Source organism: Halogeometricum pallidum JCM 14848, assembly GCF_000337095.1.
GTDB classification, from domain to species: domain Archaea; phylum Halobacteriota; class Halobacteria; order Halobacteriales; family Haloferacaceae; genus Halogeometricum; species Halogeometricum pallidum.
The window spans coordinates 70755-92812 of sequence record NZ_AOIV01000011.1 but is presented as its reverse complement, the minus strand read 5'-3'; the positions used below and the strand labels follow the sequence as shown (position 1 = coordinate 92812).

The following is a 22058-nucleotide window of genomic DNA, read 5'->3' as shown; positions in this document are numbered from 1 at the left end:
CGGTGAGTCCAGCGCTTGTACGCGGCGCTGCACGGCGCACAACGCCGATAGACTCTCACCGATGCTGGGTGCGATGTAGGGAACACGAATCGCTTCGCCACGTGGTCGCAGTTCCTCTAAATTAGCGTAGTGGTTAATCACCACTCGCGGATGGCTTCCTTCGTCATTGTATTTCAACCTCGGGAGGTGTGCATCTGATTCGACACTTGGAAAAATCCACAATTAAATCAAACCGAGGCACTGCCGCCTACTCCAGAATATCGAACACCTCGACTGCTTTGTACTCCTTCCCGCGTTCTTTCCCGGTCACTTCCTCGATGAGGCCATCCGATTCAAGATCGTCGACGACCTTGTAGGCGGTCCGGCGTGAGACGTCCAGATACTCCACGAGGTTTGGTGCCGTAAAATACGGATACCGGAGTAACTGCCGAGCGAACGCGTCCGTATTCGTGCTGCCCGGGTACTCTGTCTCGTAGCGTGCTTGGAGATTGCGGAGTCGGTGCGTCCGGTCGTACGACGTCTCTGCTTGACTTCGGAGTCCTTCGAGGAAGAACGTGAGCCACTCGTCCCACGCACCACCCTCACTCACCGCCCGCATCCGCTCGACGTACTCGACCTTGTAACGATTGAAGTACGCGCTCGGGTAGATATACGGACTTTCGAGGTACCCCTCGCTCGCCAAATACAGAATGATGAGTAATCGACCGAGTCGACCGTTTCCATCCGAGAAGGGGTGCACCGTCTCAAAGAAATAATGGATGATAGCGGCGTCGACGAGCGGATGATACTGCCCACCCATCTGAATGTACGACTCAAGTGAGTGCATGAGCCCGGTGAGTCCCTTCGGAGTCGGTGGGACGAACGGACGCTGTCCTGGCTGTGGGCTCGTGAGATGAACCATATGGTCGCGGAAGTCACCGACGACGTCACCCTCGTTACGGACATCCTCGAGCAGCATCGAATGGAGTTCTTTGATCAGTGAGACTGTTATCGACGCTCCGCTCTCGACTTTTTCGAGTCCGTGTGTGAGTGCAGTCTCGTAGTTGAGGGCCTCCTTCAGGTCTTTCTCGATTGTCGTGTCAGCCCCGCCTGCAGGATGCTTTGTGTGGTACGCTTCGACGTCTTGATACGCGACGTCCGCTCCTTCGAGACGTGCTGACTCGACGGCCTCGATGCGTATGAGAGAGGTGTAGAGAACTGCGGAGAACTCAACCGTCGAGCTGATACCGTCGACACGACCGATTTGGTACGCTGCATCGGCCATCAGATCGTGTGTCTGTTCGGAGAGTTCGAGCTTCGGCTCTACTGGGAGCGGCTCCGGTGAGTAGTACGGATTCGGATGATAGGGGACATATTTTCCCGGTGCACTCTCGGGAAGCTCTTTCGTAGGCATTTCGGTAATACCACTATCAGCCCTACTGATATAGCTGTTTTTATAGTAAGTATACGTAGAGACTACGAGAGCTCTATCGGGGAAGATCAACCGCGAATAGTATACGTTCGAACGCCGGAACAGCTTCTGTGTATAGTGTCTATATAAGTAGGTATACTAAGACTGTGGGTCTCAGAGCTACTGTGTCACGATAGCGCTGCTGTTGCACATCTGCCAAGGCTCCAATCGCGACCCTCAGGTGAAGAGGACATCCTCGAAAGTACGAGTGCCAAGAGTTCGTCACGCCGGGCACGAAGTGTCGCCGCTGCAGTTGTTCCAGCGACCTCCGCGATGCCAGTTTGTCTGAGTCCTCGCCCGTACGCTTGGGAAGCAATGTAGACACAAGCGCCGGCAATCCTGCTGGATGACGTCCGTTCGCGATAGCCGAATCGTATGTCGGCTCGGCGAGTTCGCGTGCTCATCGCCGACAGCATTCTCAACCGCCAACTCAGAAGATGGCTGCGGGATGAGCGACTGCGGAGTAACCGAGTTGACCGGCAGCCCAAGCTCTGTATTCAGCGTCTTGTATACGTTCACGACTCGACTTCGCTCGACCTGGGCTCTTTCAGCTATCTCGCCCCGCGTCACTCTCGATCCACCGTACCGACACGCGCTGTTCACGCTCGCTGCGGTGGGTTACTTGGCTGCGATGCCCCTGTCAGAACGTTCGTTCAGGAGTTGGCTTCAGGAGACACGGTATTTTGTTCTTGTTCCCATAAATTACGTACGATATAGCTTCTGATTAGTTAGAACGACTCTACTCTTATATATTTTATATTTATCAATCACATAGATATAGTTATTGGGGTGATTTCGCGAGTGGATCATCGCCAATCAGAGATAGGTTCAGGCGTGTCGCCTTACAACGCTATGCGCGTGATTTTCATAGAACGTCCTGTTAATGGGGGGCTCAGTCCGGTTTACCTCATTGTACCAATCGGAATATTACTACCGACAGAAGCCAGCGCTTCATTATGAATAAATGTGTTCTTCCGGGTTGGCGCGACAGTTCACCGTCGACAACGAGGGGACGCGCACACTCCGCGAGGCGGCGCGCGTTGCGCGACAACCTAGAGACTGTCCCCATCGACGGCGACACGGCCGACGCGGCCGTCGTCGAAGGCATTCTCGCAGACACGTACGAGTTCTCGGAAGGGACGCCCCCGCCAACGTCCTCGTGTTCCCGAATTTAGAGGCGGGTAACGTCGGCTACAGACTGCTCTAACAGTTCGGTGATGTAGAAGCGGTCGGTCCGATGCTCGTCGGCATGAACAAACCCATCCGCGTCATCCAACGGGACGACGGCGTGAAAGGCATCGTTACCCTCGCGGCCGTCGCAGTCGTCGACGTCCAAGAAGAGTTGGGTCGGTGTGGAGAGGGGTGGGAACTCTCCTACCGTATCTCGAAATTCCGGCTTTCGCGGCGTTCGAGGCGCGGATTACGGGAGAAGCGACGGCGTTCAAATCGGAACTGCTCGTCGAGACCGGTTAGAACGCCGGTCAATCTGTACCCCGGTAGATATATAATAGTCCTTTCTTACAGATACTATATGGCGTCGACAGTGGACGGTACGGACGCACCAGCATCGCAACCGACCGGCGAACCGAACGACCAGTCCGATGACCAGTCGGGCGAGTACTCGCGCCGAAAGTTCATGGAGACTGCCGCCGCGGCCAGTGCGGCGGGCGCGACTGCCCTCGCCGGATGTAGTAGTAATAGTGGTAGCGGCGACGGCGGCACCGACGGCAACGGCGAACAGGACTTCCTGTGGTGGACGATGCGGGGGTACATCCCCGCGGAGACGAAAGCCATCAAGGACGCGGCGAAGGGTTACGAGGACGCCGCGGACGAGAACATCAACGTCACCACCGAAGTCGTCGTCTGGGACCAGGTGTTCCAGGAGTGGAGCGCCTCCATCGAAGGCCGTTCGATGCCGAACGTCTCCGAGATGGCGTGCGAACACGCGGCGGACTTCGGTAACCGCGGCGCGGCGCGGCCCAACACCGAACTGTTCAACGAGTACGACGACTGGTACGATACGATCTCGAAGTGGGGTCAGTTCGACGGGGACTTCTGGGGGATGCCGTGGTTCATGGAGCTTCGAACGAGCCACGTCAACATGAACCTCCTCGAAGAAGCCGGCGTCTCTAAGCCACCCGAGACGTGGGCCGAACTCGTCGAGACCGGACAGGCCGTCTCCGAGAACACGGATGCGTCCGGATTCACGACGCCGGGAGCGACGGACTTCCCGACCGGTCAGAACCAGACCGCGATAACGCACCAGTCCGGCGGGTCGTTCTACGGCTACTCTGACGACCAGTTCAGCGTCGAGATAGACAGCCCGGCGTCGCTTTTCGCCCACCTCTGGACGCTGAGTCTCCGTGAGCAGTGGGACATCGCGCCCGGCGGGTGGGGCGGTATCGACAGCACGTCCGGCGAAGAACTCTACCGCGCGAAGCGGACGGCCATCGCCCACCTCCCGACGGACTTGGCCCGGAGCCTCATCGACCCCCAAGAGGGCGTCGTCGACGGCAACGAGGAACTGGCGGAAGCCACGGAACTGACGCCGATGCCGAAGGGACCGAACGGCAAACGGCAGTCCTTCATGGGCGGCAGTTGCATGACGACGTTCAAGGAGAACGTTACCCGCCACAACATCGACGACAAGATTTCGCTCGGCTTCCTGGACTACATGACGCAACCCGACCAGTTGAACAAGTACTTCCCCGTCTCTGCACCGAACTTCCTACCGGTTCGAAGCGGACAAGAGGAGATGGAACTGTTCACCGACAATCCGACGGAGATTCCCGACTCGTGGCTCGACGCCCGCCTCGAACAGGCACCGAACGCGGTCCGCTACGGCGTCACCGGCGCCGGACGCGTCGCCCCGTTCCTGGGCTCCGTCGAGGGCAGCACGACGGGGTACTCGACCGCTATATCCGGGATGATCGGCTCCGAGACGGACCCGAAGAAGGCGATTCGCGGCATGGCCGACAAGGCCCGGTCGGCTATCAACAGCGCGGACTACATCGACTACGAACTGGAGACCCCCGAGGAACCGTCGCTGGACGACGCACCGGACGAGGTCCAACCGTGGATCACGGGCGACGGCGTCCCGAAAATCTACAATCCCTATGAGTAAGCCACTCCCGCTCCGGGTCTCCGGTGATTCACGGAACGGTCCGTCGTTCCGACGGTAATCCCCACAGATAGAATACCTATACGTCAGTTCACTACACAAAGTATGTCAAGAAGTACCTCGGCAACAGGTGGAATCACGATTCCGGAGGAGTACCAATACTGGCTCTCGAAGGAGAGTCTCTGGGGTTGGCTGTTCTTGCTGCCAACGCTGGCGGCGCTGGCGCTCATCAGCGTCGTCCCCATTCTCCGGGGTATCGCACTGAGCTTCTACGAGTACGGCGGACTCGAGGAGGACGTCTTCATAGGGCTCGAGAACTACGCCCGCGTGTTCGCACTCCCGGACTTCTGGGTGGTCATGAAGAACACGTTCGTCTGGTCGTTCACGGCGGTTGTCCTGATGGCGATGGTGGGACTCGGGTTCGCCATCCTGCTGAATCGCGACTTCAAGGGGCGCTCTATCGCGACGACGCTCCTGTTGCTCCCGTGGACGATTCCGTTCATCGCCGTCGCGCTGAACTGGACGCTGCTCTTCAACTACGAACTCGGGATGTTCAACGGCCTCCTCGAAGTGTTCGGTATCCAAGGAGTCGCGTGGCTCGGTCGGTCGCGGTACGCGCTGTTCTCCGTGACGATGGCGTACGTCTGGCGGAACTTCCCGTTCTTCATGATAACCTTCCTCGCGGCGATGAAGGGTATCCCCCAAGACCTCTACGAGGCAGCGAAGGTGGACGGTTCGACCCGATTGGACCTGTTCCGACACATCACGCTCCCGTTTCTTCAGCCCATCGGCATCGTAACGACGCTCCTGATGAGTCTGTGGACGCTCAACCACTTCACGCTCGTCTTCGTCATGACGAGCGGCGGCCCCGGAAACTCCTCGATGGTGCTTCCGGTGTACATCTACCGGCAGGCGTTCATACAGAACAACTTCGGCGTCGCGGCGGCGATAGCCGTCGTGATGCTCGTCATCATGCTCGGCTACGGAATGGTCTATCTTCGTCTCTACGAGGACGAAGTCGGAGGGAAGTAACATGGCAAGCAAAACGCGAGACACCGAGGAACTGTTCGGCTTCGAGATGTCCCCGAAGGTCGTAACGTGGGCGAAAGCGCTCGGCTTCCACGCGGTGCTGTGGTCGTTGGTATTCGTGGTGCTGATGCCGGTGCTCTGGATGATCGTCGTCTCGCTGAACCAGGTCGCGTTCGACACGTTCATCGAGAACCCGGGCGTGTGGCTGGACGGTGCGAGCCTCGACGCCTACCGCCGCATGCTGTACGAGACGAACTTCATCACCTGGTTCGGTAACAGCGTCATCGTCACGGTGAGCTCGACGGTGCTCAGCATCATCGTCTGTACGTTCGGCGCGTACAGCATCGGCCGACTCCGGTTCAAGGGTCGGAAGGCGGTGGCGACGTTCCTGCTGTTGACGCAGATGTTCCCGCTCATCCTGGTGGCGGTACCGCTGTTCCTCATCTTCCGCGATATCGGCCTGTTCAACAGTCTCATCGGCCTCACGATAGCGTACGTCGCCTTCGTGCTGCCGTTCTCTATCTGGATGCTCCGGGGTTTCTACGAGAACCTCCCCGAGGCGTTGGAGGAGGCGGCGATGATAGACGGAAGCACGCGCATCGGCGCGGTCGTCCGCGTCATCGTCCCTCTCTCGTCGCCGGCGATAGCGACCACTGCCATCTTCGCGTGGATCTTCGCGTGGAACGAGTTCGTGATGGCGCTCATCCTCATCAACGACGACGCGAAGACGACGCTCCCACCGGGACTCAGTTCGTGGATCGGCCAGTACTCCCTCCAGTGGGACCTGCTGATGGCCGGCGCTCTCGGCGCGACCCTCCCCCTCTTTATCATCCTCTTTTTCCTCCAGAAGTACATCATCAACGGACTCGCGGAGGGAGCAGTCAAGACCTGACGACTGTTCCCAGATACTGGCTAATTTCGGCTCTCGTCCCGCTCTTACCAACAAAAATAATAAATAGTTACGATGGAAACGTTCGTTAACTATGAGTCGGATTCAGTTCGACAGCGTGACGAAGCGATACGAGGCTGACATTCTCGCGGTCGACAACTTCAACCTCGACATCCACGATGGGGAGTTCCTGACACTCGTCGGACCGAGCGGGTCCGGCAAATCGACGCTGCTTCGGATGCTCGCCGGCCTCGAAGAGATAACCGAGGGTGAGATACGCATCGGCGACACCCCGGTGAACCGACTCCCGCCGCGTAAACGCGACATCGCGATGGTGTTTCAGAACTACGCGCTCTACCCGCACCTGTCGGTGCGCGACAACATGGCGTTCGGCCTCAAGCGGTCGACCGACCTCCCGGCCGAGGAGATAAACGAACGCGTCAGGGAGGCGGCCGAACTCATGGGTATCGAAGAACTGCTTGACCAGAAGCCGAAGCATCTCTCCGGCGGGCAGCGTCAGCGCGTCGCGACGGGGCGGGCCATCGTCCGTGACCCCGCCGTGTTCCTGTTCGACGAACCGCTGTCGAACCTCGACGCGAAACTCCGCAAACACATGCGGACGGAACTTCAACGCCTCCAGCAGACGTTCGAGACGACGACCATCTACGTGACGCACGACCAAGAGGAGGCGATGACGATGTCGGACCGCATCGCAATCCTGGACACCGGGACGCTCCAACAGGTCGGGTCGCCCCGCGAAGTGTACAACCGACCGAAGAACACGTTCGTCGCGCAGTTCATCGGGAGCCCGTCGATGAACATGTTCGTCTCGAAGTTGGACCGATCCGGCGACCGACCCCGGTTCGTCGGGGACATCGACCTTCCGATCTCCGAACGCCAGGCCGAGTCGATAGCCGCGCGAAGCGACGCCGACCAGTTCCTCTTGGGCGTCCGACCCGAGCACATCCACGTCCACGAGACGTCGGTGGAAGAGTCCGTCAGAGCGTTCGTCGACATCATCGAACCGCTCGGAAGCAACGACCTGCTGTACTTCGAGCTGGAAAGTAACATCGACGTCACGAGCGTCATCGGCAACAGCATCGACATCGGCGAGGACGAGCAAGGCGATGAGGAGGAGTATAAGGTGTTCATCGAGCCGGAATCGATCCCGCAACGGTACGAGAACAGTGACGACCCGGTGTACCTGACGTTCGACACGGAGTACGTCCACGTGTTCGACCCAGAGACCGGAGAGAATCTCAGTCTGGACCAACGGTCGACCCCCGAAGCGCAGACGGAGTCGGCAACCGGAGCGGGCGATTGATCGCCACGACGACGGTCGCAGGAATCCCGCGCGGCGAGAACAGGGCTCGAACTCGGTCGGAATTCCACCTTCACACCCATGACAGTAGACCACGCAACGGAACACGAGACTGACGCGGAACCCAACGCGGGGCCGTACGCATCTGAGACGTCGGTCGTCGCGACCGACCGGTCGTGGCGTCGACTCGGACACGAACTGACGCACGCTCGGAACATCGGCGACTTCGTCGAGACGGTCGAACGATACGGGTGGACGCCGCCGCTTCTCGGACTGCTGCTTCTCGGCGTCGTGAGAGGCGTCTTCGAGTACCTCTCGGAACCGTTCGCGATGTCGAAGGGGTACGTCTTCAGCGGCTGGCAGTTGGCGCTCGGAATCAACCTGCTGTATGGGCTGTTCTTCGTCGGCTTCGTCTGCTTTCTGTACTTCGGCGTCGCCGGAGCCATCGCGGGCCACCTCTCCGAGGAGACGGCGATGGAGCGGTCGATGTTCAAGGTCGGAGGCTACCTGATGGTCCTTTTCGTTCCGGTAGTGGCGATCGCGGCGGCGCTTGCGGTCACTATCCCGTCGCCGGAGACCGTCGTCGCGGGCGCCGAACCGGTCGCCGAGGTCGTACAGTCCCACAGCGCGGTGGTGAACACGACCCAGATGCGAGTCGTCGGGACGATGATGGCGGGCGTCTGGATACTCGTCGGGTTCCTGTTGCTCCCCGTCGTGAGCGAACTCTACGGCATCGACAAGAGAGCGAGCGTCCTCTCGGTTCTTCCGGTGACGCTGGTCGCAGTCGTCGCGACACAGCTTCTCTAACCGTCGAACATCTCCTCGGGACTCACCTTCGGTTCCTCAAGCACTCGGTCGACCGACGGTTCGCGTTCGTCTACGAGGACGCTGTCGATTCTGACGAGGTTCGTGACGAACTCGACGGCTCGAATCAGTCCCGACACCCGGATCTGGTAGGGATCGATGCCGCCGCCGTCGGCGGTCACGTCGTCGATGAGCGTTCCGTCACTCGAAACTGCGGCCCGGTGGTGGCCCGCCTCGTACCGGGCGCGCAGATCAGCCACCGCCGCGAGCGAGTCCAGTCCGGCGTTCGCGGCCAACGTCCGCGGGATGGATTCGAGAACGTCGGCGAACGCCTCCACCGCGAGTTGTTCTCGACCGTCGAATCGCGGCGCTATCGATCTGACCGCGTGCGCCGCAGATATCTCTGCGGCTCCCCCGGCCGGGAGCGCTTTCGGCGTGATGACGCACGCTCGGAGCGCGTTCTTGCTGTCTCTGATACGACGCTCGGCCTCCTCTGCAACCGCCTGCGTCCCGCCTCGAACCACGAGGGTGACGGCTGGTACACCGGCGCGTGCCTGTGGCTCGAAGGCGATCCAGTCGTCGTCGCGGCCCGTGTCACGGAATCGTACGGTCGCGTGACCGAGGATTTCGGGGTCGATTCGGGTGTCCGGACGAATCGGACCTCGATGCGTAGCACCGGTGGCCTGTTTGATGTACTCGAAGTCCGTGTGTTTGACGTTCCGGAGGAGGACGGTCCCGCGGCGAGCCAGCTCCTTCGCGACGGCCATGTCGGCGTCTCCCGTCGCGACGACGGCGACTGCGCCCGTGGCCGCGATGGCTGCGGCGATCTCCTCGCTGTCTCTGCGGCCGTTCGCCACCCGTTCCGCGTCGGCGTCATTCTCGACTGTGACGTTCACGTCCGCGGAGAGGTCGCGAGGTTTGAGACTCGCGTCTACGAGCAGCACCGGCCCCGTCGTCGGGAGGAGATGCTCGCCGACGACGACTTCTCCCGGGAGGACGACTCCGTCGAGGAGCATCGAATCCCCGACACTCCCGCCGGGGACGGCGACCGTCTTCGCGTGGTCGAGTCGGATGCTACGAGTGGCCGGGTCGGAGACACGCATCACCGCCTCCACCACCGTATCGGCGAACTCGCCGAGTGGCCACGACGTCTCGCGGCCGTTCGTCATCCCCGTCATCGCGATGGCGCGCAATCGGTCTCGGTCGAGCGTTCCGGTCGCGTTCGTCAGCGGCATCGCCATCTCGTTCCATCGCTCTATCGTCCGCTGAGCGCCGATGGAGAACCCCTCTATCACGTCGTTCGGGTGGACGCCGTCGTCGATTAGGTCCATGGCCGTAGACGACAGCTCCGATGCCAGCAGGACGAACGTCGTCGCCCCGTCGCCGTAGTCGGCTTCGTGGTCCTCTACGGCGCGGATGAACCATTGTGCGACGGGGTGGCTCGTCTCCCCCTCGAACTCCTCTACGATGGCGCTGCCGTCGTTGCTGACGAACCAGCGGAGTTCGTCGTCCGGCATCCGTCGGACGACCATCTTGTCCAGCCCCAACGGGCCGAGTGTACTGCGTACCAGTCCGCCCATCTCTTCGGACGCGTCCCGTATCATCTGGCGGGTCTCGGAGCCCGGGACCGTCGACCAGCCTGTGTATAGTTCGTTCGTGACCATGGTTACTTCGAGGGTGAGTTACTGTACCGATGCGGGTTTCTTATAATAATCGTTCGAGATAGAGTTCGGCGCGGGACGTCTACTGGACGAGAAACCGGTCGTAGACCGCCAGCGCCCCAAGAAGCACCAAGAGCGTGTATCCCACCTCTACGATGAGCGGTTCTCCGCTGCCGCGGAGCCAGAGGATACCGGCACCCGCGGCGACGACGGTTGCGGCGAGTAGCGCGAAGAGGACGCCGACGTTGCGCTTGTTGTCGAAGTTTACGGACATTGATGATATTTCTCCGTCTCGGCATAAATAAATTTGGTTCGGGGAATCGTGACGCGGGGTTCGACACGCCTGCGAGACGGAGTAGCTTACCGCGGCAGTCGAACGGAAGGTTCCGTGAACTTTGAGGGGAGAGACGCCTTCTTCTCGTCGACCGCCGCGCGTAGTGGTATGACTGCCGTAGTACGGCAGTCGACGCTGGATCATCTGTTTGCGACCGATAGAATCCGCCTCGGTAGACGGATAACTGTTCCACCTCTATGCATTTTTCTCGAGAGTGGGTTCACAACCCGACGTGTGCATCTCTATTTCGACGGTTGTCGTAGTATGTTTATGTAAACGACGAACAGCGTTGCACTCGTATGCGTTGTCCCGACTGCGACCAGAACCTCGCTACCCACGAATCGCTTTCCGACGACGAGTTTGTGTGCGAATCCTGCGGCTACTTCCTCCCGAGGGGAGCCGATTGACAGGGTAACGGGCGTATCCCGGCCGAATATCGAACAGTGAGTGTCTCGGTCCGTCGGTTCTCCAACGTTCCGATACTGCGACCCGCCGAATTCCTCGACGAGGCCGCATCTCCCGTATAGAGGACGGAGTCTCATGCCGTTCCATCTGTCCGGAAGTGTTCTGTAATAGAGAACCAACTTGTCAAACGAGGACGGAGGTTCATCCGTTCGACTTCGGTGCCTCCGTTTCTGTTCACACCGGAGTGCCGGACTGCTCCTCAGAACGACAACGGCCTACACGGTCTCTAGGGCATCGTTGCAGTCGTACCTTCGCGTCCCAGTTACTCCGCCACTGAGGCCGCCTGTTCGGAACTACAAACAAACACTGGACTTGTCATTACAATCTTAGGATCGTAACGTATCCCGAACGAATTAAGCGAGTTCTAGATTCGGCCGCGTGGTTTGGTTCTCTATTTCAGAACTATGCGTTCTCGGACTGTACGCGCCGCATTCGACTACTCGAACAGGCTCCTACGGCGTATCAGGATAGTTTCGACATAGACTGTCGTCGATATTATTTCCGGCCCGTTCTCAGATACGAGCTCTGGTGAACGCCCGTCACCGGCGAAATTTCGACCAGTTGGTGGGCGTTCGCGTCCGAACGGTTAAGATAGGCCAGATATAACACGTTCGTTGATGCGAAAACGTTCAGGTAGCGAAATCGACGGAGTGTCCGTCGAACGGCGCGTCGAAGAACTGCTGGACCGGATGGCGCTGACGGAGAAAGCGGCGCAACTGGGGTCGGTAAACGCGGACAAACTCCTCGACGGGGACGGGAATCTCGACGAGAATGCCGTCGAGGAACACCTCTCCGACGGCATCGGCCACTTGACGCGAATCGGCGGCGAGGGGAGCCTCCCGCCGACCGAGGCGGCCCGAGTCACGAACGAACTCCAGACGTACCTCCGAGAGGAGACTCGTCTCGGGATTCCGGCGATACCTCACGAGGAGTGTCTAAGCGGGTACATGGGCCCGGAAGGGACGACGTTCCCGCAGTCCATCGGACTCGCGAGCACGTGGGACCCGAGTCTCGTCGAAGAAATCACCGGCACCATCCGAACCCAGTTGGAGGCCATCGGCACCGCACACGCGCTCTCTCCCGTCCTCGACGTGGCGCGTGACCTCCGGTGGGGCCGTGTCGAGGAGACGTTCGGCGAAGACCCGTACTTGGTCGCCTCGATGGCGTGCGGGTACGTCGACGGCCTTCAAGGCGACGGCGACGGCATCTCCGCGACGCTCAAACACTTCGCCGGCCACAGCGTCGGCGAGGGCGGAAAGAACCGCAGTTCGGTCAATCTCGGTCGGCGCGAACTCCGCGAGACGCATCTGTTCCCCTTCGAGGCGGCCGTCAGAACGTCCGATGCCGAATCCGTGATGAACGCCTACCACGACATCGACGGCATCCCCTGCGCCAGCGACGAGTGGTTGCTGACCGACGTCCTCCGCGGGGAGTGGGGCTTCGACGGAACGGTCGTCTCGGACTACTACAGCGTCGAATTCCTCCGGAGCGAGCACGGCGTCGCCGCCGACGAGGAGGAGGCGGGCGCGATGGCCCTCGAAGCCGGTATCGACGTTGAGCTCCCGTACACGGACTGTTACGGCGACTCTCTCGTGAAGGGCGTGGAGTCCGGCCACCTCTCCGAGGAGACGGTCGACCACGCCGTTCGACGCGTCCTCCGCGCGAAGGTGCGGAAGGGTCTGTTCGACGACCCGACGGTTGACCCGGACGCCGCGTCCGAACCGTTCGGCACCGACGCGGCGGACGAACTCACGACGCGGGCCGCCCGCGAGTCGATGACGCTCCTGAAGAACGAAGGGGACCTCTTGCCCCTCGCCGGGAGCGAAACCGACTCCGTCGCGGTTATCGGCCCGAAGGCCGACGACGGGCAGGAACTGATGGGTGACTACGCCTACGCCGCCCATTACCCCGAGGAAGAAGTGGAACTCGACGCGACAACGCCTCTCGACGCCATCCGGTCCCGCGGCGACGAGTTCGGATTCGAGGTGTCCCACGAGCAGGGCTGTACGATGACGGGACCCGGCACGGGCGGGTTCGACGCGGCCGCGTCGGCGGCCGCAGAGGCGGACGTCGCAGTGGCGTTCGTCGGTGCTCGGTCCGCCGTCGACCTGTCTGACATGGACAAAGAGCAGGAGAACCGGTCGACCGTTCCCACCAGCGGAGAGGGGTGCGACGTGGTCGACCTCGACCTCCCCGGCGTCCAGCAGGAACTCGTCGAACGCGTCGACCAGACGGGAACACCGCTCGTCGTCGTCGTCGTGAGCGGCAAACCGCACTCTATCGAGGCGATTTCGGAGGCGGTTCCCGCCGTCGTGCAGGCGTGGCTTCCCGGCGAACGCGGCGGCGAAGGCATCGCCGCGACGCTGTTCGGCGAACACAACCCCGGCGGCCACCTCCCCGTCTCCATCCCGCGAACCGTGGGGCAGATTCCGGTCCACTACAGCCGAAAACCCAACTCCGCGAACGAAGACCACGTCTACGTGGACAGCGACCCGCTCTACCCCTTCGGCCACGGCCTGAGTTACACCGACTTCGAGTACGGTGACCTCGCGTTGTCCGACGACGAGATTCCACCGGCCGGGACGATAACCGCCGCGGTTACCGTCGAGAACGCCGGTGAGCGGGCGGGCCACGACGTCGTCCAACTGTACGTCCGCGCCGAGAATCCGAGTCAGGCCCGTCCGGTCCAAGAACTCGTCGGATTCGAGCGGGTATCGCTCGACGCGGGCGACGCCCGCCGCGTCAGTTTCGAGATCGACGCGTCGCAACTCGCCTACCACGACCGGAACTTCGACCTCACCGTCGAAGAGGGCCCGTACCAGCTCCGAGTCGGGCACTCAGCGAGTGACATCGTCACGACTGCGTCGTTCGAGGTGACCGGAACGAAGCGAGTGCCGTCCACCGGTCGCACGTACTTCACTAAGACGCGGATCACCGACGCGGAGTAACGGTCCGGTCCCCCATCAAATTCTCTACTGCGGCGGCTGTACGGCTGATTCGATAGCTCGACAGAGAGTCGCCGATTCGCTCGAAAAAATGTGTGGGATTTACTACCCTCCCTCACGTTCGAGAGAGCGATGAATACCGGAGTCTGCTACTTTCCCGAACACTGGGACCGTCAGCGGTGGGAAACCGACATCGAGAGGATGGCAGAGGCGGGAATCGAGTACGTCCGCATGGCCGAGTTCTCCTGGAACCGGATGGAACCCGAACCCGGGACCTACGAGTTCGAGTGGCTGAAAGAGGCCGTCGATCTCGTCGGCGACCACGGGATGCAGGCGGTGCTCTGTACGCCCACGGCGACGCCGCCGAAATGGCTCGTCGACGAGTACCCTGGTATCCGCCAAGAAGAGCGGGACGGCACGCCCCGCGAGTTCGGAAGCCGCCGGCACTACTGCTTTAATTCGCCGGAGTACCGGCGGGAAAGTCGGCGAATCATAGCGGAGATGGTGGGCAACTTCGCCGAGAACGAATCCGTCGCCGGATGGCAGACCGACAACGAATTTGGCTGTCACGATACGACGCGTTGCTACTGTGACGACTGCGCTTCGGCATTCCGAACGTGGCTCCGGGAGAAGTACGGCTCGATAGAGACTCTCAACGAGGCGTGGGGAAACGCGTTCTGGAGCCAGGAGTACAGCTCCTTCGCCGAGATTGACGTTCCGGGGCCGACGCCAGCACAAGACCAACACCACCCGTCGCGCCTGTTAGATTACGATCGGTTCGCGTCCGATAGCGTCGTCGAATACAACCGACTTCAGACGGAGATTCTACGTGAGGCGAACCCCGATTGGTTCATCACCCACAATTTCATGTCCGACTTCTCGGATATCGACGCCTTCTCGGTGAGCGAGGATTTGGACTTCGCGAGCTGGGACTGCTATCCCACGCTCTTTAGCCAGCGAACGTCGGATACGCCGGACCCTGCGTCGGATGCCGGGTCCGACTACCAGCGGGTCGGAGACCCCGATATGGTCGGTATGAATCACGCGCTCTATCGCGGTGTGAGCGAGGGGCCGTTCTGGGTGATGGAGAGCCAGTCCGGAGACATCCGGGCGTTTCCGTATTCGGCGGAACCCGCCGACGGGATGGTGCGATTGTGGTCCCACCAAGCGGTCGCGCACGGTTGCGACGTCGTCTCGTATTTCCGCTGGCGACGGTGCCGCTTCGGACAGGAGCAGTACTGGGGCGGGTTGAATAACTACGACGGGTCACCAGACCGGGGCCTCCCGGAGGCGACGGACACCGCCCGGGACTTCGAGAAACTGCCCGATCTCGGTGCCCCGTCCGGGGACGTGGCGATGCTCGTCGACTACGAGAGTCTCTGGGCGCTCGAAACCGAACCTCATACGCCGGAGTTCGACTACTTCGCGCACCTTCGGACGTACTATCGGGCGCTTCGTTCCCGGGGCGTGACTGTGGATCTCGTGTCCACGAGCGGGAAGTTGAGCGACTACGCCGCGGTCGTCGCACCGTCGCTGCACCTCCTCGATCGGGGACTCGCAGAGCGCTTGACCGAGTACGTTTCCGACGGGGGTGAACTGCTTTTGACGATTCGGACCGCGATGAAAGACGAGTATCACAAACTGAGAGACGAACTCGCCCCCGGTCCGTTGGCGGAACCGCTGGGTGCTCGCGTCGAGCAACACGAGAGTCTGGCACCCGGCTTGGAGACGCGAGTCAGTTACGACGGCGAGAGCTACGAGTACAGAACGTGGGGAGAGTGGCTCACCGCCGACGACGCGACCGTCGTCGGTCGGCACGAAACGGGTGTCGCAGAACGCGAACCGGCTATCGTCAGAAACGACTGCGGGAACGGACACGTCACGTACGCCGGCGTCTGGCCGGAAGCGGAACTCGCCGATGCGATCACGACGTCTCTCCTCGAACGGGCCGACGTTCCGTTCGGCGAACGCCTCCCCGAGTTCGTTCGGATCACCGAACGTGACGGCTACACCTGGGTTATGAACTTCAAACCGGATCCCATCGAAATCGACCCCGGTAACGGAACTTTGGTGCTCGGTGAGACGACCATCGGAGCCCACGATCTCGCCGTCGTCGGCGCACCGTCACACGAGATTGACGTCGTCGAGGGAGTGTAGCCGACTCCGTCTCGTCAGCGGCTTTCGCCAGAGGGTCGGATGAAAGCTCGTCCGACCACTAGTTCGGTTCCGAAACCCGCCGCCGACACCGCGAGCGCATCGATAATGGATCCCAGTTTATCGCAGATGTGAGTCCCACTCCTCGGATTCCCGCAGCGCCTAGATAGCGCAATCGACACAGCTCGGGCGGGAGATTTATTCGTCCCACGTATCGATATGTGCCTCGCCAGTCTCGGTTGACGAGAGAATGAGCCCTCCCGTCGTCAATATCCGCTATTGCGACGCGGACGGCATCTTGACGCTGAGCGAGAGTACGCTGAACACAATTACAAGGTAAACTGCCGTAAAGAGGTTTGCGTTCGCGGGTGAACCCTCGACGGAACCGAAATAGCACAGCTTCAGGGGATAGATGTTATCTGTGAGTTATCTACAACAATGGTGGGATGGAGTCATCTAGTCAGTATAGAGCCATCAATTGGAGCCAGAAATGAATGCTAGGCAGTAGTGGTACAGGTGATGAGAAAAATGAGCGAATATTTGACTATAGATTGGCAAATTATAATTCTAAACATGGGGTAATAGAGTCGTAATGCAGTAATCCGGGTCTGTGAAACATCGGACAAGTCGAAGAATTGCCATAGTGACATAGTTTCGGGAACGACCGTCTACCATCAGTACGAAAGCATCTACGGAAGAACTGGGCTACATCCGACTTCGACGAACCGGACTACGACTCTTCGTCGCTCAACTCGAAATCGTTCTCGACCAGTTCGACGAGTCGATCAACGGTTGCCTCGCTGTCGTCGCCCGTAGCGGTGATGGTTCTCTCCTCTCTCGGTCCGACGCCGATATAGAAAACCGTTGTTCACTACAAAGCAAAGTGTGATAGACATCTTTTGCACGCAGCGGAAACACAGTTGAAGAACGAATCAGTACCGACATTGAATGTATGTTAGTGATAGTACATCGCGAAATCATCGCTTCGCGCGTCTCTCCCTCTACAATCGGGGGAGGGACAGGCATAACCGGCCTGCGTCCCTCACACTAGAGGGTTACCCATGGATATTTCTGAAATCCTCTCACCGAAATTCACCGAGTTCGACATCGGCACACCGCTCTCGAAGGTCACGGGGGCATTCGAAAATCAAGAACTCGATGCCGTCGTCGTAACAGACGGCGACGAGTATCGCGGCGTCGTCAGTCGCCGACAGCTGGCGTCCTCGTCCAACCAGCCGTCTGCGAAGGTCGGCTCACAGGTACAGCACGTCCCGACTGTCGACCGCACCGAGGACGTCCGTGAGGTCGCGCGGCTCATGATCGGAAGCGACGCCAAGACGCTCCCCGTGCTCGACGATGACCGTGTCGTCGGCGTCGTGACCGCCGATGCCGTCCTCGAGGCGGTCCGTCCGTTCCTCGACGCGGCGACTGTCGACGACGCCTACACGGCAGAACTGGTCAGCGCAACCCCGGAAACCACGATCGGAAAAGCGCTCAATACGCTTCGAGAGGCCGGTATCGCCCATCTCCCGGTCGTCGACGGGAACGCTCTCGTCGGCATGTTGAGTCTGTACGACGTCATCGAGTTCACGACGCGAGGCGGCAATAAGAGTCAGGGCGGGTCGTCGGGTGGTTCCGGTCGCCGCGGTGGCGGGCGACAGAACCGTGGTGGGTTCGGCGCGCGCGAGGGCGACGCCGACCGGATGCTCGACCTGCCGATACGGAACCTGATGTCCGATGCAGTCGTGACAATCGAGCGGAACGCACCGCTCGACGAGGTCGTCGAGACGATGTTCGATCGTGAGATCTCCTCGCTCGTCGTCACGGCCGACGACTCGGATGAGCCGGTCGGTATCATCACGAAAACAGATGTCATCGAGGCGCTCACCTGGGAGCGCGAGGACCGGAACGCCGTCCAGGTGTTCGGACTCGACTTACTGGAGGGGATGGACTACGACGACGTCTCCGCGCTGATCGAGGAGATGACCTCGAAGTACGGAGAGATGAGCGTGATCAAAGCCAGCATTCAACTGCAGGAGCACAAGGAACGAAGCCGGGGTGTACCGCTGGTGTTGGCACGGATTCGACTGGTCACCGACCGCGGATACTTCACGGCCGACGGGGAGGGGTTCGGTGCCACGCACGCCCTTCGACTTGCGGCGAACGCGGTTGAGCGCCAACTCCTCAAGGGGAAGACCTACGGCCAATCGAAGAAGCGTTCGGACGCGGATGAGCAGGCACCGCTCTACGGTTGGTGGCTCGGCGGCTGATCCGGTCGGTGCCGACGGACGGACGAGTACTCGACTTCCGGCACGGGTACCGTCTGTCGACGCGGCCCTGAGCCCCGTATACCGTGCTGGCGAAGAACCAACGAGAAGACCCGCTGAGACGAAATTTTTCTCTATCTCGCTCGGGAAGGTGAGTAAACTACGCCGGTGAACGCTTCTGCGCTCAGCATGTAACCCACATAATGGAAAATCCGAGAGATGTGAAAATGTCGTCCGTTCATGATGCTGACGGGTGACATCCGAGTTATGCTACAACCGCATGTACTACAGATAAATGTTCCCGCGTTCCTCGAGGAGACGGTTGCGGAGATCGTCTCGTTTCTCCCCCGTCTGGTCGGGGCCCTCCTCGTTCTCCTGATCGGCTGGGTCCTCGGCGTCGCGGCCGCCAAGGTGGTTCGGAGAGTAGCGGACCGGGTCGAGATCGACCGGATGGTACTCGAAACGCCGATCGGACGCATCCTCGGAGGAACCGAAGACGCCGTCTCGAACGCGTTCGGGACGCTCGCGAAGTTGTTCGTCTACGCGCTGGCGATTCTCGCCGCCGCGAACGTGCTCGCGATTTCGCTGCTGTCGGAGTGGATCTCGACGGCGGTCTCGTATCTTCCGGCGTTCGTCGCCGGACTGTTGGTGATCGTCCTCGGATTCGTCGTCGCGGACTTCATCGGCGACGCCATCATGCGGACCCGGACGGCCACCCGTACCGGATACACCTCGTGGTTCGCGAGAGGCACGCGGATGTTCCTCTACTTCACCGCGATCGTGATCGGACTCGACACGATGGGCGTCGACGTCGGCATCCTGTTCGTCTTCGCCAACGCGTTAGCGTGGGGACTCGCCGCGGCCGTCGCAATCGGCGTCGGCGTCGCCGTGGGATGGGGTGGCCACACCTACGTCGCGGAGAACGTCGACCGCTGGATGGGACGCGCGTCCGCCGGGACGCCAGCACCGCACAACTCGCCGCAGGCCGACGGCGGTGAGACGGGCGAGGCGAGTCGAACCTCGTCGGACATCCAGTCCGACGGCGGAGAGTAATACGTAGCTATCCGCCCCACCGGCGTCCGGGGCGTCACCGTTCGGATCACTATTTTGTTGGCCTCTTCCTCACGACCCTCGTTCGGCATTGCCGCCCTGCGCCAAGCCACGGCGCTTTGGCTGATCGGCCGGCAACGGCCACATGCGACGTTCGGTGAATAACGTCACCGCCAGCGACGTTGAGGCCCGGTAACTCGGTTAATCAAAACAGATGGGATCCATCAAAATGAGACCACTTGAAGTGACAGGAGGACGGTAGTTTAGCCATCCTATGAAGATAAGCAACGTACTCGCCTCTCTCGAAGACGAACTCACGTTTCCGATTGATCACGAGTCGGTCATCAGACAGGTCGGAGCGGTCGAAATCGACGCCCCCGACGCACAGGAAACCGAGACTATCTCCACGATCATCGGCTCCGTCGGACAGGAGACGTACGCGTCGGCCGACGAGTTGTTCACGACCATCATCGGGAACGTCAACGACGAGTACATCGGACGCAAGTTCTACGACGACCGCGGCGGGAACTCCTTCGAAGCGGCGTTAGAACCCACGGACGAAGCCGACGTCTCGTTCTGAGGAGGTCGACGGATTACACACGGGGTGACTGAAAAGCCGCGAGTCGGGGGCGTTCGGAGCGCCGACGGAATTCGTGTTCCGGTCGGATCGATTCGAACGCCGTCAGCTGTGTCTCTCATATAATCAAAAACTCGGCCCGCGTGAAAACGTCGACTCTTCATACAGTTGTGGAGCGAATCTGAAGCAGATGTACGATTTAGTTTCGCTACAGGTTCCCGCTCTCGGACTCACGATAGGTGGGCTGCTCGTACTGGTGCTGGCGGTGGTAACGGTCTGGCAGATGGTGCGGTTCGTCGACGCCTACGACAAGCAGGCGCTCACGGTGTTCGGCGAGTACCGCGGCCTGCTCGAACCGGGCATCAACTTCATCCCCCCGTTCGTGTCGCGCACGTACACGTTCGACATGCGGACGCAGACGATGGACGTCCCCCGACAAGAAGCGATCACGCGGGACAACTCGCCCGTGACGGCGGACGCCGTCGTCTATCTCCGCGTGATGGATGCGAAGAAGGCGTTCTTGGAGGTCGAAGACTACAAAACGGCCGTCTCGAACCTCGCCCAAACCACGCTCCGAGCGGTCCTCGGCGACATGGAACTCGACGACACGCTGAACAAACGCCAAGAAATAAACGCCCGTATCCGGAGGGAACTCGACGAACCGACCGATGAATGGGGAATTCGCGTCGAGTCCGTCGAAGTCCGAGAGGTCAATCCCAGCCAGGAGGTCCAACACGCGATGGAACAGCAGACCGGCGCGGAGCGGAGACGACGGGCCACGATCCTCGAAGCGCAGGGGGAGCGCCGGAGCGCAGTCGAACAAGCGGAAGGGGACAAGCAGTCGAACATTATCCGCGCGCAGGGCGAAAAACAGAGCCAGATCCTCGAGGCACAGGGTGACGCGATTTCGACCGTTCTGAGAGCCAAGTCCGCGGAGTCGATGGGCGAACGCGCGATCATCGACAAAGGGATGGACACGCTCGAAGCCATCGGTCGAGGGGAATCGACGACGTTCGTCCTCCCGCAGGAACTCACCTCGCTGGTCGGACGCTACGGCAAACACCTCACGGGGAGCGACGTCGCGACCGACGGGCAGCGGTTGGACAGTCTGCAGTTCGACGAGGAGACGCGCGAACTGATCGGACTCGACGACATCAAGCAGATCCTCGGCGAAATAGAGGAAGCAGCTGAGATGAATGTCGAAGAGTTGGAACAACAGGCCAAGGCGGTCAAGGACGGCGAATCGAATGGGAAGAACGCCCCCGTTCGGGAGTAAGGACTCCTAAACGCGGCAATCGGCGAGTGTCGAGAGAGGACCGAGACGACAACGGTTATCGGTGTATCAGTCCCAGCACCCGGCTTCGGACATCGTCGGCGGAGTCGTACGTTTGGTTATCGGTCGGAGCGAGCACTTCTTCGAGTGATTTCGTCCCGCTTTGGGCTTCGATCTCGTAGTCGCCGTACGCCTCAACCAGTTCATCCGTCGTGATCGGATAGGTCTGGGATTCGAGTGCGTCGTCGAGACCACTGAGCCGCCCCTCGGGGTCACCGCCCATCGCGCGGTCTTCGCGGGTGCGGTCGCGCACGTCTTCTCGCTTCCGCTCCGACTGCTCTTGCTGGTCGTCGTTTACGTTCTCGTCTGTCATCGTTGTCGAGATAGGCGCCCGATTCGGATAACTGTGTGGACGTTCGTCGGCGTTCGTCCCGGGTACGACAAAGGACGCGGTCGCTTCGTCGAAACCGAGACGAACGCCGAGGAGGCTATCGAGAGCGAGTTCCACGAGGACGACATCCTTCGAACGTGTCTCAATCGACGGCGGGTGCTCAAGAGTGAAGTTCGACAGACCCAGATCGGGTGGTACGCCCGTCGAGACCGCACTCGTCGATAGTGAGACTCTCGACGGTGACGTAACCCCCGTCAGTGCGACCGAAAACGAAGCGGAATCCGCAGAAGCGGAAGCAGAGCACGCCGGAGACGTTCGAAGGGAGGT

At 60.6% G+C, this 22058-nt stretch carries 15 protein-coding genes and 1 pseudogene; 12 read left to right on the top strand and 4 right to left on the bottom strand.

All coding sequences use genetic code 11. From position 1 onward, the window contains the following. Positions 1-247 precede the first annotated feature (247 nt). A complete protein-coding gene (locus C474_RS06625; protein ID WP_049916780.1) occupies positions 248-1393 on the bottom strand; it encodes a Fic family protein in 1146 nt (381 codons plus the stop codon). Between the two features lie 1051 nt (positions 1394-2444). Between C474_RS06625 and C474_RS22805 the strand changes: the two are divergent. The 6 genes and pseudogenes from C474_RS22805 to C474_RS06600 form a co-directional block, all read left to right on the top strand. Beyond that, a pseudogene (locus C474_RS22805) lies at positions 2445-2792 on the top strand (phosphate acyltransferase); the annotation flags it as partial. 189 nt (positions 2793-2981) lie between these two features. Continuing rightward, on the top strand, positions 2982-4574 hold the full coding sequence (locus C474_RS22520) for an ABC transporter substrate-binding protein (RefSeq protein WP_008385145.1): 1593 nt from the start codon (positions 2982-2984) through the stop codon (positions 4572-4574). Between the two features lie 102 nt (positions 4575-4676). Further along, a complete protein-coding gene (locus tag C474_RS06615; RefSeq protein WP_008385143.1) occupies positions 4677-5603 on the top strand; it encodes a carbohydrate ABC transporter permease in 927 nt (308 codons plus the stop codon). 1 nt (position 5604) lies between these two features. Continuing rightward, entirely contained in the window at positions 5605-6492 is an 888-nt protein-coding gene (locus C474_RS06610) for a carbohydrate ABC transporter permease (protein WP_008385141.1), read from the top strand. A gap of 91 nt (positions 6493-6583) precedes the next feature. Then, positions 6584-7813, top strand: a complete 1230-nt coding sequence (locus C474_RS06605; protein WP_008385139.1) for an ABC transporter ATP-binding protein — start codon at positions 6584-6586, stop codon at positions 7811-7813. A gap of 78 nt (positions 7814-7891) precedes the next feature. Beyond that, positions 7892-8617 (top strand): hypothetical protein, encoded by a 726-nt coding sequence (locus tag C474_RS06600; RefSeq protein ID WP_008385136.1) that lies wholly within the window; start codon positions 7892-7894, stop codon positions 8615-8617. On the opposite strand, the gene C474_RS06595 is transcribed toward C474_RS06600, so the two are convergent. Both C474_RS06595 and C474_RS06590 read right to left on the bottom strand, forming a co-directional pair. Further along, positions 8614-10218: a TCP-1/cpn60 chaperonin family protein gene (locus C474_RS06595; protein ID WP_204366067.1), complete on the bottom strand. Its 1605-nt coding sequence runs from the start codon at positions 10216-10218 to the stop codon at positions 8614-8616. The genes C474_RS06600 and C474_RS06595 overlap by 4 nt on opposite strands. A 139-nt stretch (positions 10219-10357) precedes the next feature. Next, positions 10358-10549 carry a hypothetical protein gene (locus tag C474_RS06590; RefSeq protein WP_008385132.1) on the bottom strand — a complete coding sequence of 64 codons (192 nt, stop codon included), beginning with the start codon at positions 10547-10549 and terminating at the stop codon, positions 10358-10360. Positions 10550-11763: 1214 nt separating this feature from the next. Between C474_RS06590 and C474_RS06585 the strand changes: the two genes are divergently transcribed. From C474_RS06585 to C474_RS06560, 6 genes are all read left to right on the top strand, one after another. Continuing rightward, positions 11764-14022, top strand: a complete 2259-nt coding sequence (locus C474_RS06585) for a glycoside hydrolase family 3 N-terminal domain-containing protein (RefSeq protein ID WP_049916810.1) — start codon at positions 11764-11766, stop codon at positions 14020-14022. Positions 14023-14151: 129 nt separating this feature from the next. Continuing rightward, a complete protein-coding gene (locus C474_RS06580; protein WP_008385127.1) occupies positions 14152-16176 on the top strand; it encodes a beta-galactosidase in 2025 nt (674 codons plus the stop codon). A gap of 1058 nt (positions 16177-17234) precedes the next feature. Further along, entirely contained in the window at positions 17235-18443 is a 1209-nt protein-coding gene (locus tag C474_RS06575) for a CBS domain-containing protein (RefSeq protein ID WP_008385126.1), read from the top strand. Positions 18444-18707: 264 nt separating this feature from the next. After that, the gene (locus C474_RS06570) at positions 18708-19493 is read left to right on the top strand and encodes a mechanosensitive ion channel family protein (RefSeq protein ID WP_049916779.1); all 786 of its coding nucleotides are present in this window, start codon (positions 18708-18710) and stop codon (positions 19491-19493) included. A gap of 271 nt (positions 19494-19764) precedes the next feature. Next, positions 19765-20070 carry a DUF5789 family protein gene (locus C474_RS06565; RefSeq protein ID WP_008385124.1) on the top strand — a complete coding sequence of 102 codons (306 nt, stop codon included), beginning with the start codon at positions 19765-19767 and terminating at the stop codon, positions 20068-20070. A gap of 187 nt (positions 20071-20257) precedes the next feature. After that, positions 20258-21343, top strand: a complete 1086-nt coding sequence (locus C474_RS06560; protein WP_049916778.1) for an SPFH domain-containing protein — start codon at positions 20258-20260, stop codon at positions 21341-21343. A 55-nt stretch (positions 21344-21398) separates the two neighbouring features. Here C474_RS06560 and C474_RS06555 read toward each other — a convergent pair whose 3' ends face one another. Further along, positions 21399-21713 (bottom strand): DUF5789 family protein, encoded by a 315-nt coding sequence (locus C474_RS06555; RefSeq protein ID WP_008385122.1) that lies wholly within the window; start codon positions 21711-21713, stop codon positions 21399-21401. Between the last annotated feature and the right edge of the window lie 345 nt (positions 21714-22058).